This window comes from Methylophilus sp. 13 (assembly GCF_015354335.1).
Classification (GTDB): domain Bacteria; phylum Pseudomonadota; class Gammaproteobacteria; order Burkholderiales; family Methylophilaceae; genus Methylophilus; species Methylophilus glucosoxydans.
On record NZ_JADKYR010000005.1, the window covers coordinates 1 to 13,642 of the forward strand.

General features: G+C 48.2%; 12 protein-coding genes. 10 read left to right on the forward strand and 2 right to left on the reverse strand.

What is annotated here, in order from left to right; all coding sequences use genetic code 11:
• Positions 1-277: 277 nt before the first annotated feature.
• From INP77_RS12585 to INP77_RS12605, 5 genes are all read left to right on the forward strand, one after another.
• Positions 278-931, forward strand: a complete 654-nt coding sequence (locus tag INP77_RS12585) for an SOS response-associated peptidase (RefSeq protein WP_194749425.1) — start codon at positions 278-280, stop codon at positions 929-931.
• A gap of 32 nt (positions 932-963) precedes the next feature.
• Entirely contained in the window at positions 964-1,170 is a 207-nt protein-coding gene (locus INP77_RS12590) for a type II toxin-antitoxin system HicB family antitoxin (protein ID WP_194749426.1), read from the forward strand.
• 242 nt (positions 1,171-1,412) lie between these two features.
• Complete coding sequence (locus INP77_RS12595; protein ID WP_194749427.1) at positions 1,413-2,645, forward strand: ABC-three component system protein; 1,233 nt, start codon at positions 1,413-1,415, stop codon at positions 2,643-2,645.
• Positions 2,635-3,300 (forward strand): ABC-three component system middle component 1, encoded by a 666-nt coding sequence (locus INP77_RS12600; RefSeq protein ID WP_194749428.1) that lies wholly within the window; start codon positions 2,635-2,637, stop codon positions 3,298-3,300. Before INP77_RS12595 ends, INP77_RS12600 begins: the two co-directional genes overlap by 11 nt.
• Entirely contained in the window at positions 3,275-5,602 is a 2,328-nt protein-coding gene (locus INP77_RS12605; protein WP_194749429.1) for an AAA family ATPase, read from the forward strand. Before INP77_RS12600 ends, INP77_RS12605 begins: the two co-directional genes overlap by 26 nt.
• 188 nt (positions 5,603-5,790) lie before the next feature.
• On the opposite strand, the gene umuC is transcribed toward INP77_RS12605, so the two are convergent.
• Together umuC and INP77_RS12615 are read right to left on the reverse strand one after the other, a co-directional pair.
• Positions 5,791-7,083: a translesion error-prone DNA polymerase V subunit UmuC gene (gene umuC, locus INP77_RS12610; RefSeq protein ID WP_194749430.1), complete on the reverse strand. Its 1,293-nt coding sequence runs from the start codon at positions 7,081-7,083 to the stop codon at positions 5,791-5,793.
• On the reverse strand, positions 7,061-7,516 hold the full coding sequence (locus INP77_RS12615; protein WP_194749431.1) for a LexA family transcriptional regulator: 456 nt from the start codon (positions 7,514-7,516) through the stop codon (positions 7,061-7,063). The genes umuC and INP77_RS12615 overlap by 23 nt, the downstream gene beginning before the upstream one ends.
• Before the next feature lie 514 nt (positions 7,517-8,030).
• On the opposite strand from INP77_RS12615, the gene INP77_RS12620 reads away from it, so the two are divergent.
• The 5 genes from INP77_RS12620 (at position 8,031) to INP77_RS12640 (ending at position 13,622) form a co-directional block, all read left to right on the forward strand.
• Positions 8,031-8,213 (forward strand): type II toxin-antitoxin system RelB/DinJ family antitoxin, encoded by a 183-nt coding sequence (locus INP77_RS12620; protein WP_194749520.1) that lies wholly within the window; start codon positions 8,031-8,033, stop codon positions 8,211-8,213.
• Between the two features lie 56 nt (positions 8,214-8,269).
• Positions 8,270-9,190, forward strand: a complete 921-nt coding sequence (locus INP77_RS12625; protein WP_194749432.1) for an ABC-three component system protein — start codon at positions 8,270-8,272, stop codon at positions 9,188-9,190.
• Positions 9,187-9,435 (forward strand): ABC-three component system middle component 6, encoded by a 249-nt coding sequence (locus tag INP77_RS12630; RefSeq protein WP_016725762.1) that lies wholly within the window; start codon positions 9,187-9,189, stop codon positions 9,433-9,435. Before INP77_RS12625 ends, INP77_RS12630 begins: the two co-directional genes overlap by 4 nt.
• The gene (locus tag INP77_RS12635) at positions 9,432-11,153 is read left to right on the forward strand and encodes an ABC-three component system protein (RefSeq protein ID WP_194749433.1); all 1,722 of its coding nucleotides are present in this window, start codon (positions 9,432-9,434) and stop codon (positions 11,151-11,153) included. The genes INP77_RS12630 and INP77_RS12635 overlap by 4 nt, the downstream gene beginning before the upstream one ends.
• Positions 11,154-11,246: 93 nt before the next feature.
• Positions 11,247-13,622, forward strand: coding sequence for a class I SAM-dependent DNA methyltransferase (locus INP77_RS12640; RefSeq protein WP_194749434.1), 2,376 nt, complete (start codon positions 11,247-11,249; stop codon positions 13,620-13,622).
• Positions 13,623-13,642: the final 20 nt, after the last annotated feature.

The window sequence follows — 13,642 nt, forward strand, 5'->3', positions numbered from 1 at the left end:
AGCAGAGAGCTAGTTTCGGATCGGCTGGAAATTTTGAAGGTTATTGAATGGATACGAAGTTTGACTACTGAGGACTTTTGCTCAAAAAACTTACATTTATGACCTTAGAATATGGAGTCATATTCGGAAAATTGTATGGCAATCCTTAAAAGATTTAGCCAATAAGTGTTACCCAGAATAATAGTTATCTCAGTAATCACGCTAATTTAGTGTATTTGAATACATCTTACGATCAATTTATATTTGAAAGAAATAATGGCCAAATATACTTTCTCTTATGTGTAGCAATTTTGAACCGATTAAACATACTCAAGTAGCATGGGTTAAACATCACTTTGACTGTCAGTTGCCTGCGGCTGATTGGCCAGCAGAGACATATCCAACGTATGCTGCTCCATTCGTATATGTTGATCAAGGAAAACTAAAATGCGAACTGGCACAATTTGGTTTAGTGCCACACTGGGCTCAAGACAAGAAAAAATTTGGTCTCAAAACGTATAATGCGCGGTCAGAGACTGTGAGTGAAAAGCCATCGTATCGCATGGCCTGGCGTGAGCGGAGATTTGGTCTTATCTTAACTGAACGCTTCTATGAACCCTGCTACGAGTCCGGTAGAGCTGTCAGAACTGGCATCTATCGATCAGATGGGCAGCCCACAGCCATCGCCTCCATTTGGGAGCGGATTATTGACCGTGAGACTGGTGAAGTCCTCATGTCATTCTCGATGCTGACAGTGAATGCAGACGCGCACAGTTTCATGAAGCGTTTTCATAAACCCGAGGATGAAAAACGCTCTGTCGTGGTGGTAGAAAATAATCACTTCATGAACTGGCTACATGCTACAAACGAGCAAGCCAAAGGTTTGCTGATGCTTAGTCGGGATGGGTATCTGGAGGCAGATTTTTCTAATGCACCGGCAAGCTTGTTTTAGCATAAGCTTTAATTTGATATTGGGGATTCGTAATGAAAACTGTTGAATTTACGATTGAAAAATGCAGGGACACCAACCAGTACGTCGGCATCATTCCAGGTATTTCTGGGGCGCATACTCAAGGCGAGTCGATAAAATCACTATTGGATAATTTGAAAGAGGTTTGCGAGCTTTTGGAAGTGAAAGGCGTATTGCTGACAGGGCAATACGAAGGCGCTGCTTACAGAGTGGCTCTATGAATCTGAGCTATTCATCATTCATTTGACTAATTATCCAAACTACTTTTACAAGACTATCAATCATGTAACATGATCGTGCACAACTTTTTACTTTATAGAAGAGCTATACTTAATTTCGAATTTAGTATAAATCTCGGGAGTTATTGCAGCATGATTACAACGAAGTCTTAGTTGCATACAGATAACTAAATAAAAGCTGTCACTGTGAAAAGTGAATAAAAATAACAATTCAAGGGGGCAAGGTGAGTAGTGTAACGGAAGAAAGCTATCCAGATAGTGCAGTATCCTCATGGAGCGGCTTCGTCTATCAAGGAAAAGTTGCGCTATATCACTGCTTATGCCTAATCAATAAAGGTGATACGGATTTCGAACTTCAATTAGATAGCAGTGACGACTTCGCAATTTATAAAAATAGTGCATTGGTAAGCGCTCACCAGGTAAAGGCAAAGATAGGAAGGTACCGAAGCGGTTACGTCGCCGCTTTAGAGAAATCGTCCCTTATAGAGTTTGATAGAATCAAGGGCGTTTCTCGTTTTTTCCATGTATCCATTCAACTGGACGACACTAGCGACTACTCGGGCGGGAATGGTGAGCTTGTCAAATTTTATGAATACGGCAGCAATAAATTCTGCGGTCTGGGAGAAATAGAAGTCCTGACAAAAGAAATTATTGAACAGATCTGTAGGAGCAAGTCGATTCTACTAAGTGCAAACCTCCTAGATTACAATTATTGCCTTCTGTCTGAGAAAATAAGCACAAAGGCTTTAGAAATACATCGCTTAGTACAAGAAGATCGCGTGCAGGCTAACCAAGCTGCTTACCAGAGCCGAATTACAGCACAGAGCATAATTGATGACATTTTGGCTCAGAATCCTCACGAAGATGTGGAGTACTATGCTGCTGATCTAAAATCCAAGTTGTGCAGCCATTTAGAAGACAGGCTTGATCAGGCTTTACCAAGCTTGAATGATGAATTGTACGCCCGATCCCGACGTCTTTTTGACTATATCCGTGAAAAAAAAGCCAGCGAACTGAAAACGTTATGTCAGCTAATTAAACCGTCCGAGCGATTTTCAAGCATTCAGAAGGCAGATATAAGGCGTTATTCAGGCCTGATTGATTCCATGAATATAGAGCCTATATTGATACAATTTCCTCACTATCTAGATTCCGATAATAAATTCTACTTGCCCACTGCTCTTGATCTACCAGAACTAGCAGACGAGGAAGGGTGCACTGCAGATCTATTGGGTGAAATGCAAAGTAATGGAGATCTTCTCAATCTTCTCTATGAATACAATCATCTTATCGCGAGCAGATCTATACAGACTTTCGTTGTCAATACTAAATATACACGTCCTGACGACCTAACCAATCCAGATCTAGTAGATCGCATTGATAGTAAAATTACCAAATCACTCTGCCTTAGCATAATGACTAAGGCGGATGCAGAGGCTAAACTTAATGATAAATAAGATAATTGATGAGGCTCTGATAGCCCATGGCTTTAAAAAAGAAAATGTGAACGAGGTCACAAGCTTCTACATACGTGAATCAGGTTCTGAGATTAGATTTGCGATTCTGCATCAACTTTCCACACTTCTCACACCAGCTGAACTTAATACTGCTATCAACAAATCGGCGCCCTCTGCATTTCTTGGTCACCCCGCATTCAAGAAAAATTGTGACTTAATTTGTATCCATCGACTGAACAAGCTGGCAGAGTTTAAAAATTACGAAGAGCAAATTTTTGCGATCGAAGAAGATCCTCACTTCTTTAAAAAGTACATTTTGTATTACAGCGATACCGAAGAAGAGGCTATTAAGACTTATACCTATGATGATCTAAAAGCAACTATCTCGGATAAAAGCCAATTCAACAGCTACAAGAATGATCCACTTGCTGCAACACAATATAGCGTGGCAGCAAAGATCTACATTAAGCTTCCCTTCCTTGAGCTTCCCTTTAAGCGAAGTGATCTAGTTTCATTACGTCTTCAAGCAAATGAAGCAGTAGCTGAAGCAGGTCTCGATACGACATACTCAACTATTCAAAGGCTGACCCCGAAAAATATAGATGAACTTATGAAGGAGCTAATCGGCAATGAGCTGGAAAATAACGCGAATTGAAGTTTCTAGCTTCAAAGCTTTCAAATATATAAATTTGGATTTAGGCACAGCCTCTCTTTTGACCCTTGATGGTCCAAATGGATATGGAAAGACAAGTATCTTTGATGCATTAGAGTTGCTGCTGACCGGACAAATCAAAAGAGTTCATAATCTTTTCTCAACGCTGATGACAGCGAACAAAAAAAATTATGATGACAATTTGCTGTGGAATACACGTTCCGGAAAAAAAGACCTTTCAATCAAAATCGAGTTTGTAAGTGGCGACCGTAGGCTAGTTCTAGCCAGGTATGCGCCAGTCAGTACACTCGAAACGAAAGCGAATAACCGAGCAGACAAATTCCAGCATTTCTCGCTACACGAGCTGCCCAACTTTGAATCTGAGGACTATACCTCCTCCAATAAAAGAGATAATGAGTTTCTGGATAAAACCTTTGGAAAGAATTTTAGAGAGAATTTCTCATTCTTAAATTACCTCGAACAAGGGCAAAACAAATTGCTCCACACTAGAGTAGATGAGCGGAAGGATGCCCTCGGAAACCTATTTAACATTAGTGATGTTGCCGCAGAAATTGAAAATTGTCGCTCGTTAGAGGCAAGACTTACCAAGTACATACGTGATGACACTCGTGTAGCAATAGCGACCTCATTAGAAGACGAGTGCGTTGCTTTGCGTGAAATGGTTCAGGCTGACCTCTCAAATGTTGAATATAAAAAAATAACTAATGTTGAACTTGAGCCAAGTTGGGACAAGGAAAATCCATTTCCCACTTACGATGCAGGTTTGTATGCCCAATATATTGAGTCAATTCGTAAACTGAATGAAATACTTCCACTAAAAGCAGCGATACGCACCAGAGCCGGCAATGAAGCTATCGAAGCTGAAATCAGGATTCATGCAGAGTCAATTGCCGCTCTGGCTAAGTTGGGGTCGAATATAAGTGACTTAGATGATTTGGATCAAGCCAAAAAAGAAATTGACCAACTGGGCAAAGCCTTGTCCGTCATTAAAAAGGGTGCTTTGGCCATTACAATTGAGCAACTTCACACGCTACCAGGATTGGGGAGTGAACGGCTGAAGTGGTTTGAAGAGCAGATTACGGCGCGGAATAAACTTCAGACACAAAACACTGCCAATGAGAGCGCGGCAGCCGAACTTGCTCGATTGAAACAACAGCTTTTGGAAGAGCATTCCAGAATTTATCCTGATGATGAGTTTTGCCCCCTTTGCGGTACTGATTGGAATTCTCATGCATCCCTACTCGAAGCTGTTGAAGTCAGAGCGCATAAGATTGGTGAGGCATTGAGCAAGGATGGTCGAGACTTAGTAGCTCTGACTACGTCGTTGTCCTCAGAACTCTCCGTGATAGAAGCGTATATCCATGAGCGCGAGGCCGAATTCAACGTTGGGTATAACGATGCGCTGCATAAAGCGCTTATAGAAGTTAGAAGCCGTCTATCTACAATTCAGCAAATGGGTGAACGTCTCAAGTCTGAAGGCATCGAGACAAACTTCATATTCAGCGACGACCAAACAGTCATTGCGGCTCGCATTGAATTTCTACGTAGTTCGATGCAAGCCAAAAAAACGAGCGAAACCGTAGATCTCCCAGATGATTGGCACCAAATCATTGGAGCAGCCTTCAGGGATTTGGAGAGCTTTTACATTCTTGATCCTCAAGATCTCAAAGACAAAGAACTTTATATAAACATTAAAGCTAATGAAGCCCAAAGCACCAAGCTTCAGAAATGTTTGGTTGAGTTACAGAAAATTCGACGCGAAAATGAGGCGGCCAACAAAGCAAAAGATAAGTTGACTAAGCTCCGTACAACTTTAGAGAAGGCTGAACAAAAGTATGCCGATCAAACTATCTCAGAAATTGAGCTTATTTTTCATATCTACAGTGGTCGGCTCATCCAAAACTACCAACGTGGCCTCGGATTATTTATTGAGAGCCGTGACGGCAAGCAATTACGGTTCCTGACAGCAGAAAAGTCTGACCACGATGCAGTGATGTCAATGAGTTCTGGCCAAGTGTCAGCCCTCAGTCTTGCCTTTTTCCTATCATTAAATAAAGTTTATGCGGACGTTCCTCTAATCCTTATTGATGATCCATCTCAGTCTCTAGACGATGTAAATATTGCCTCTCTTACAGACTTACTCCGCTGTGAACTAAAGCATTGCCAACTAATTGTATCGTCCCACGAAGAAGATATTTCAGCTTACATGCGATATCGCTTTGATCGGGCTGGATTGACAACGACCTCGCTTAATATGCAGCTCTTAGCAAAAGAAGGAACATAATGCAGCTGCCTTCAGTAATTCAATGAATACCTAAGGTGATATAACTAGCTGAAGGCGAGTCGATAAAATCGCTATTGGATAATTTAAAAGAGGTTTGCGAGCTTTTGGAAGTGAGAGGTGTATTGCTGAGAGGGCAATACGAAGGCCCTGCTTACAAAATGACTCTATAAATCTGAGCTATTCATCATTCATTTGACTCTTAACAGGTCATTCCAATTTCCAGTGTAATTCGGGCTGAGATAGTTACGCTGCATCTTCCATGATTGCACCTCTCCTTCAGCAGCAGTTTTAACGGTCCCTTTAGAATATTTTTTATTAATTTGGTCCATGACGGTCATCAGTGCTTGAGATTTCGGGTCGTCACTGGAAAAGCCAAACATATCATTCTGCAATCCCTTACTTGAGACAGTCTCAAGCATCATCACGCCGCATTTCTGATAATAAATCCCAGGCCGGTATATTTTCTTCAAAATCCACAAGGCGGCTTTAGTGATCTTGGGCGTAGAGTTGGTCGGTGCAGGAAAGCCAATTGAGAGGCTATTCGCGTAATAAGGTGCTTGGTCGTGCGGGCTATTCATGATGAATACGTATACACCATTCGCATGCAACCCTTTACTGCGCATGCGTTCTGCTGCAATGCCCGCATGAAAAGCTACTGCCTGACTGAGATCTTCGAGAGTAGAGGCTCGCACGCCAAACGAGCGTGAACTCATCACCTGTTTGGCCTCGGGTAGCTCGTCTTCCATTTCTATCCAAACTTCACCACTCAGTTCTCGCGCAGTACGCTCCAGTAGCACCCCAAACTTGTCGCGGATTCGCTTGTGGTCGGCTTTCTTTAACCGTAGTGCGGTAAAGACACCTACCTCATTTAATTTTGCCTCAAGCCGTCTACCCACGCCCCAGACTTTAGACACAGGCAAATCAGCAAGGATGCCATCCACTTCAGATTCTGACAGGGAGGTGAAATCGCATACTCCGTTCCACTGGGGCTGCTTTTTGGCGCAATGATTGGCGAGTTTTGCCAGGGTTTTACTATGGCCAAAGCCTACGCAAATGGGTAAGCCGGTCGAATCACGGACATCTCGCCTAATTTCCTGACCATAGTCAGTGTAGTTGGCTTTGATGCCGGTCATTTCCAAGAATACCTCATCAATGGAATATTTCTCCATGCGAGGTGAATATCTTGATAGCACTGCCGTAAAGCGATTGCTCATATTGGCATAGAGTTCATAATTGGACGAAAACACGACTGTACCCAGCTTTTCCGCCACTTCCTTAATCTCAAACCAGGGGCGCGCCATATAAATATCCAGAGTTTCTTTGGCGAGCTTATTTTGTGCGATTACGCATCCATCATTATTGGATAGGACAACTACAGGTTTTCCCTGGATATCAGGACGGAACACCTCCTCGCAGGAGGCATACATGGAATTCACGTCAGCGAGCGCAAAAACGCGTTTACGTGAATGAATTGATGACATGTTGCACTACACCCCAGATAACCAGCTCTTGCCCTTCAGTAAACTCAATAGGTGGGTACGCCTTAGCCTTGTTCTCAGACAGGAGGCGGACAATTTTAAAGCGTTTGTATAGCCGCTTTACGACGAACTCGCCATCAACAATGGCAATAACAATATTCGATGATTTGGCTTTAGGTCCCAGCGCCCGGTTCACCACGAGTTTAGAACCAGGAAGAATGCCAGCATCGATCATGGAGTCGCAGTCGTGATCCACTTGTACAATAAACGTGGCGGGTGGGTCCGTGACTAAAAGCTCGTTCAAATCGAGCTCTTTCATTTCATAATCCTGCGCGGCAGACGCAAAACGTGACTGCCCAGCACGCACTTTACCCTCATAAAAAGGGATTCGGACGATAGACGGGTTTTGGCTAATTGGAACAGGCTGGTTAATCATGAAAAATCATGCCTCAACTTTAATCGCTATCTGATTATTGTAACAACAATCAAATTATTATTGTTACAGAAATAAGGTTGTATTTTTTGTAAAAGAATTGAATGCGAGCTTGTTTCCACAAGATCTGTGGATAAGGTCGTGGATGAGGTCTTGGTAAAATAAATAACTACTTGAATGTAAAGCATTTTGGCAGGCTGCTCAAATAATGAACTTTCAAATTAATCAGCCATGTATTTCAAGCCATCAAAAGGTCCGTGAAGGACCTTTAATGGCTAATGGGCTTACCCAAAGGGCGCTCTCACTAAAAATTACGTGAGAGCATAAAAAGGGTTTAAAGGTTTAAGGGAAACAAGCCAAAGGATAATCAAAGGTAATGGAGCCTACAAAATTTAAACTTTATGCTGGATAACGAAAATGGCATCTAGATCATGATATTGCTTGTTTGAATTGACCAGAAATGACTTTGAAGGATAAATGAAGCTACAATGTGGCTACTAAACACTTAGAGATTTTTATGGTAACAAGTGCTGTCTTTAGTGCTCAGATTTACTGGAAAAACAAAGAGGAAACTATCAACGTACTGTCTGGGATGGATTGGTGCATGTCAGATGTGATCCGGATGTTGCTGACGAGAGTAGCGATCGATAGGGCTCTTACAATTGATGTAAATCATGCACAACATCATTTTGATACCTAATAAGCCATAAGGTATAACCTGAAAATAACTAAAAAATAAATATTGGGCCAGAATCCATGGATCGCATACAGCAACTCAACTTCGAAAAAGACTTTCGGATTGCCTTTTTAGAGTCTAAGGGAGATAGTTTTCAACGTCTGTTCGAGAAACTGATGTCGAAAGCGCATCCCAATGACTTCATGGCGTGCCGCCCATGGGGAAATGTTGGAGACCGGAAGAATGATGGATACCTGCCCTCGGCGCGCATCCTGTACCAAAGCTATGCCCCCAATGAATTGACTGCCGCCGAAGCGGTCAAGAAAATCAACGAGGATTTCGACGGCGCTAAAGAGCACTGGGAAAAGTATTTCGACGAGTGGACCTTTGTCCACAATGCGCCCGATGGCCGCTTGGGTCCTCACATCATCAAAGCATTGGCGAGACTCGGACAAGAAAACCCAAAAATCAAAATCGGCCACTGCGGGTATGAGGAAATGCTGGCGAAGTTTCGCAAGTTGAGCTTGCTGGATCTCGAATCTTGGTTCGGCCCGTCGCTGACGATGGAAGCGAATGTCAATTTGGGATTTGGCGACTTGGTGGCCGTCCTCACCCACATCAGCATCACGCCCGTGCCCACGGCCAGCGAAGTGAAGGATGTGTCGCGCGGCAAGATCGAGGCAAACCTGCTGTCTCTGGCCGTCGCCGAATTTCTGAAGATCGGTATGCAGAAGTCAACGCTCGTGGCGCAGTTCTTCAATAACTGGAGGAACCCGACCTATGGCGAGCAGATCGCGCAGGCGTTCAAAAGTGAATACGTGACGCTGCGAGACCAAGTTCCCGCACTGCACCCCGATGAGATATTCGGCCGGCTCGAAACGTGGGCCGGGGGCACGGCCAACACCACGCCGACACATAAGGCGGCAGTGCTGGCCGTCATGGCATATCTTTTCGATAAATGCGAGATTTTTGAAGACGCTCAAGCGGTGGGGGCTGCATGATCCTGCCCTCCAAACATCTTCAACAGGATCGCGCGCTGTTGACCGTCGGCGCCCATGTATTGACCTACCTTGTGCGGCCGAAGACCGTCTCTGCATTGTGGGAGGAACTGAACAAGCATGACGCAAGCGTAGCCACAATGCCTCGGAAAATAACCTACGACTGGTTCTTGCTCGCGCTCGACCTTCTTTATGCCATGGGGACCATTGAACTCGAAAGCGGCCTCGTGGCACGGAGGGCGCCTTGATTCATCACATTTTCAGCACGCTGCCCAGCTTTAAGAGCCTTGAAGACCTGAAACCTGGTCTGAATGTCTTGCTTGCTCAGAAAACCGAGGGTGCAAGCAGCAAGCAGACGCGCAATCGGGCAGGAAAAACCAGCTTCGTAGAGTTGGTGCATTTCCTGCTCGGTGCCGACGCTGGTCCTGAATCAATTTTTCGCACCAAGGAACTGGTTGATCAATCCTTTGGAATGGACTTCGACTTGAAGTCGGAGCGCACCGTCGTTGATCGCAGCGGCGGCACCAAAGCCAAAATTTTTGTGACTGCCCCGCCTGCGGCGAAGGTCAAGTTTTCGGCTACCGAGTGGTGCGCATTCCTCGGCGAGCAGATGTTTGGTTTAAGCAGCTTAGAGGCCGCCGGTAGTAAGCCGCCATCGTTCCGGTCGCTGTTCGCCTACTTCGTGCGCCGGCAAGCGAGTGGAGCCTTCATGACGCCGGAAAAGCAGGCCACAATGCAGGGCACCGGCGATATGCAAATGGCACTCATGTTCCTGCTCGGATTGGACTGGCAGATCGCCCGTGATTGGCAAGCTGTTCGTGATCGAGAGAAAACGCTGGAAGAGCTTAAGAAGGCGGCAGGGAATGGCGCGTTCGGCTCGATCATCGGCAAGGCGGCCGACTTGCGCACTGAGCTGACGCTGCAGGAGGCCCGCCTCAAGAAGCTCTATGCTGAAGTCGAGACTTTCCACGTCCTGCCTGAATACCGTGAGCTGGAAGTTGAAAGTGCCGCGCTTACGCGCCAGCTCAGTGAATTGGCCAACGCCAACACCATCGACTTTTCAGCGATACGGGATCTGGAAGGCGCGCTCGCGTCCGAGGTTCCCCCTGACCTTGAAGATCTGCAGGCCGTCTACCAAGAAGCGGGCGTAGTGCTTCCCGGCTTGGTGAAGCGCCGCTATGAGGACGTGAAGAGTTTTCATGAATCGGTGGTGCGCAACCGCAAGGACTACCTATCCAGCGAACTGGAGGCTGCAAAGCTGCGGGTCGAACTGCGCGACGGCAAAAAGGCGCAGCTCGACCATCGCCGTAGCGAGGTGCTGGGCATCCTGAAGAGCCATGGCGCGCTAGAACAATTCCTCAAGTTGCAGGGAGAGCTGGGTCGCCTGGAGTCAGAAGTGGAATCGTTGCGGCAACGCTTCGAAGCAGCAGAACAGCTTGAAGGCATCAAGAACGAATTGGAGATTGAGCGTAACCGCCTCACCATACGCTTGCGGCGCGACTTTGCAGAGCAGAAGGATCGACTAGCGGAAGCCATCGTTGCTTTTGAAGAGACTTCGCAGCGGCTTTACGAATCCGCCGGCAGCATGACGGTGGACGAAACATCCAACGGCCCAATGTTCAAGTTTCCGATGCAGGGGCAACGTAGCAAGGGCATCAAGAATATGCAGATTTTCTGCTTCGACATGATGCTGATGCGCTTGTGCGCCAAGCGGCAAATGGGGCCCGGATTCTTGATTCATGACAGCCATCTATTTGATGGCGTCGATGGGCGCCAGGTAATTAGCGCGTTGCGCCTAGGCTCGGAGATCGCACAGGAGCTTGGTTTTCAGTACATCGTTACGATGAATGAAGATGATGCCTTCAAAGAGACCATTGATGGTTTTGATTTGAACCAATTTGTGTTAACTAAACGCCTGACTGATGCCACTGAAGACGGAGGCTTGTTTGGCATCAGGTTTGGTTGACGCAATAATAAACACGGATTTATCTATCTAATCATTGGAATCTCGCATCTCGCAATATGAAAGTCTGACTGCGAAGAGCTGAGGGAAGTATTGATGCAACAAAAACAACAAGACCAAAGCCAGATCAAGTGGATTTCTGACTTCATCTGGAACATCGCTGACGACCGCCTGCGCGACGTTTACGTGCGCGGCAAGTACCGTGACGTCATACTGCCCTTTACCGTGTTGAGGCGGCTTGATGCCGTGCTCGAAGCGACGAAAGACGCAGTGTTGGAGCGCAAGAAGTTCCTAGACACCCACAACGTGGCCGAGCAGGATGGCGCGCTGCGGATGGCGGCTGGCCAAGCCTTCTACAATGTCTCGGAATTCACCCTAGCCAAGCTGAAGGCCAGCGCGGCAGGCCAGCGCCTTCGCGATGACTTCATTGCGTACCTGGACGGCTTCTCGCCGAACGTGCAGGAAATCCTCACCAAGTTCAACTTTCGCAACCAGATCCAGAAACTGGTGGATTCCCACGTTCTCGGCTACCTGATCGACGACTTTCTCGACCCCGAGGTCAATCTCGCGCCGCTGCCCGTAAAGGATGCCGACGGCCGCATCAAGCTGCCTGCGCTGGATAACCACGGCATGGGTACTGTGTTCGAGGAGCTGATCCGCCGCTTCAACGAGGAAAACAACGAAGAAGCGGGCGAGCACTTTACCCCGCGCGACGTGGTCAGCCTCATGGCCAAGCTGCTGTTTCTGCCGGTGGCCGACCGGATCGAGTCCAGCACCTATTCGCTCTACGACGGCTCCTGCGGCACCGGCGGGATGCTCACCGTGGCCGAGGAAGCGCTACACGAACTGGCTGAGCAGCACGGCAAGGAGGTGTCGATCCACCTGTTCGGGCAGGAGATCAGCGACGAAACCTACGCCATCTGCAAGGCCGACCTGCTCTTGAAGGGTGAAGGCGCGGAGGCTGAGAACATTGTCGGCGGCGCAGACAAATCCACCCTGTCCGCCGACCAATTCCGCAGCCGCGAATTCGATTTCATGATCTCCAACCCGCCCTACGGCAAGAGTTGGAAGACCGATCTGGATCGCATGGGCGGCAAGAAGGAATTCAACGATTCGCGCTTCATCGTCAGCCACGCGGGCAATGCCGAGTTCAAGCTCATCACCCGCTCCAGCGACGGGCAGCTCATGTTCCAGGTGAACAAGCTGCAAAAGATGAAGCACAACACGCCGCTGGGCAGCCGCATTGCGTTGGTGCATAACGGCTCGGCGCTGTTCACCGGCGACGCAGGCCAGGGCGAGAGCAATATCCGCCGCTGGGTGCTGGAGAACGACTGGCTCGAAGCCATCATCGCCCTGCCGCTCAACATCTTCTACAACACCGGCATCGCCACCTACATCTGGGTACTGGCCAACAAGAAGGCCGAAGCGCGGCGTGGCAAAGTGCAGTTGATCGATGCATCGCAGTGGTTCCAGCCGCTGCGCCGCAACCTCGGCAAGAAGAACTGCGAACTCTCGGATGGAGACATCCAGCGAATCCTCGATCTCTACCTCGGCGATGCGCAGGAAACCGCGCAGTCCAAATGGTTCGACACCCAGGACTTCGGCTACTGGAAGATCACCGTCGAGCGCCCGTTACGCCTGAAAAGTCAGCTCTCTGACGAACGCATCGAGCCCCTGCGGTTTGCCACCGGCGACGAAGCGCTGCGCGCCGAGATCTACGCCACCCACGGCGAGGCGCTCTACAGCGAGTTCGCCAAGCGCAAACCGGCCATCGAGGCGTGGCTGAAAGGCGAGGACGAAAACGAAGACGACGACGGCGAAGACAGCGGCGATGACGGTGAAGCCCCCGCCGCCCGTAAGGCCGTGCCCGCCAAGCGCCGCAAGAAGTTGCTCGATGCATCGACCTGGCAGCGTGACAAGGGGCTGATGGAGGTGGCGCAACGGGCGCAGAAGGCACTGGGCAGCGCCGTGTTCGACGACCACAACGAATTCCGCTCCCGCTTCGATGCGGCGCTGAAGGCGCAGGGCGACAAGCTCGGCGCGCCGGAGAAGAAGGCCATCTATAAGGCGGTGAGCTGGCGCGTCGAAACCGCACCGCCGGTCGTCGCCAAGCGCAGCAAGCTCAAGGCAGGGGAACACTTCGAGCCCGGCTTCGACGGCGCGTACCTGGAAACCATGGGCAAGGATCGATTCATGGTCGAGTACGAACCCGACAGCGAGCTGCGCGATACCGAGCAGGTGCCGTTGAAGGAACCGGGCGGCATCGACGCCTTCTTTGCACGCGAAGTGCTGCCGCATGCGCCGGATGCCTGGATTGCCACCGACAAGACTCAGATCGGCTACGAGATTTCCTTCGCCCGCTATTTCTACAAGCCCGTGCCGCTGCGCACGCTGGCAGAAATCCGCGCCGATATCCTCGCGCTGGAGCGCCAGAGCGAAGGGTTGCTGCACAAGATCGTGTGGGGTGCGTAATGACGGTGGCGAGCGCGTAC

Excerpts from the sequence above, each read along its gene's own strand:
- INP77_RS12585 (WP_194749425.1), top strand. The coding sequence starts at position 278 with ATGTGTAGCAATTTTGAACCGATTAAACATACTCAAGTAGCATGGGTT.
- INP77_RS12590 (WP_194749426.1), top strand. The coding sequence starts at position 964 with ATGAAAACTGTTGAATTTACGATTGAAAAATGCAGGGACACCAACCAG.
- INP77_RS12600 (WP_194749428.1), top strand. The coding sequence starts at position 2,635 with ATGATAAATAAGATAATTGATGAGGCTCTGATAGCCCATGGCTTTAAA.
- INP77_RS12605 (WP_194749429.1), top strand. The coding sequence starts at position 3,275 with ATGAGCTGGAAAATAACGCGAATTGAAGTTTCTAGCTTCAAAGCTTTC.
- umuC (WP_194749430.1), bottom strand. The coding sequence starts at position 7,083 with ATGTCATCAATTCATTCACGTAAACGCGTTTTTGCGCTCGCTGACGTG.
- INP77_RS12615 (WP_194749431.1), bottom strand. The coding sequence starts at position 7,516 with ATGATTAACCAGCCTGTTCCAATTAGCCAAAACCCGTCTATCGTCCGA.
- INP77_RS12620 (WP_194749520.1), top strand. The coding sequence starts at position 8,031 with ATGGTAACAAGTGCTGTCTTTAGTGCTCAGATTTACTGGAAAAACAAA.
- INP77_RS12625 (WP_194749432.1), top strand. The coding sequence starts at position 8,270 with ATGGATCGCATACAGCAACTCAACTTCGAAAAAGACTTTCGGATTGCC.
- INP77_RS12630 (WP_016725762.1), top strand. The coding sequence starts at position 9,187 with ATGATCCTGCCCTCCAAACATCTTCAACAGGATCGCGCGCTGTTGACC.
- INP77_RS12640 (WP_194749434.1), top strand. The coding sequence starts at position 11,247 with ATGCAACAAAAACAACAAGACCAAAGCCAGATCAAGTGGATTTCTGAC.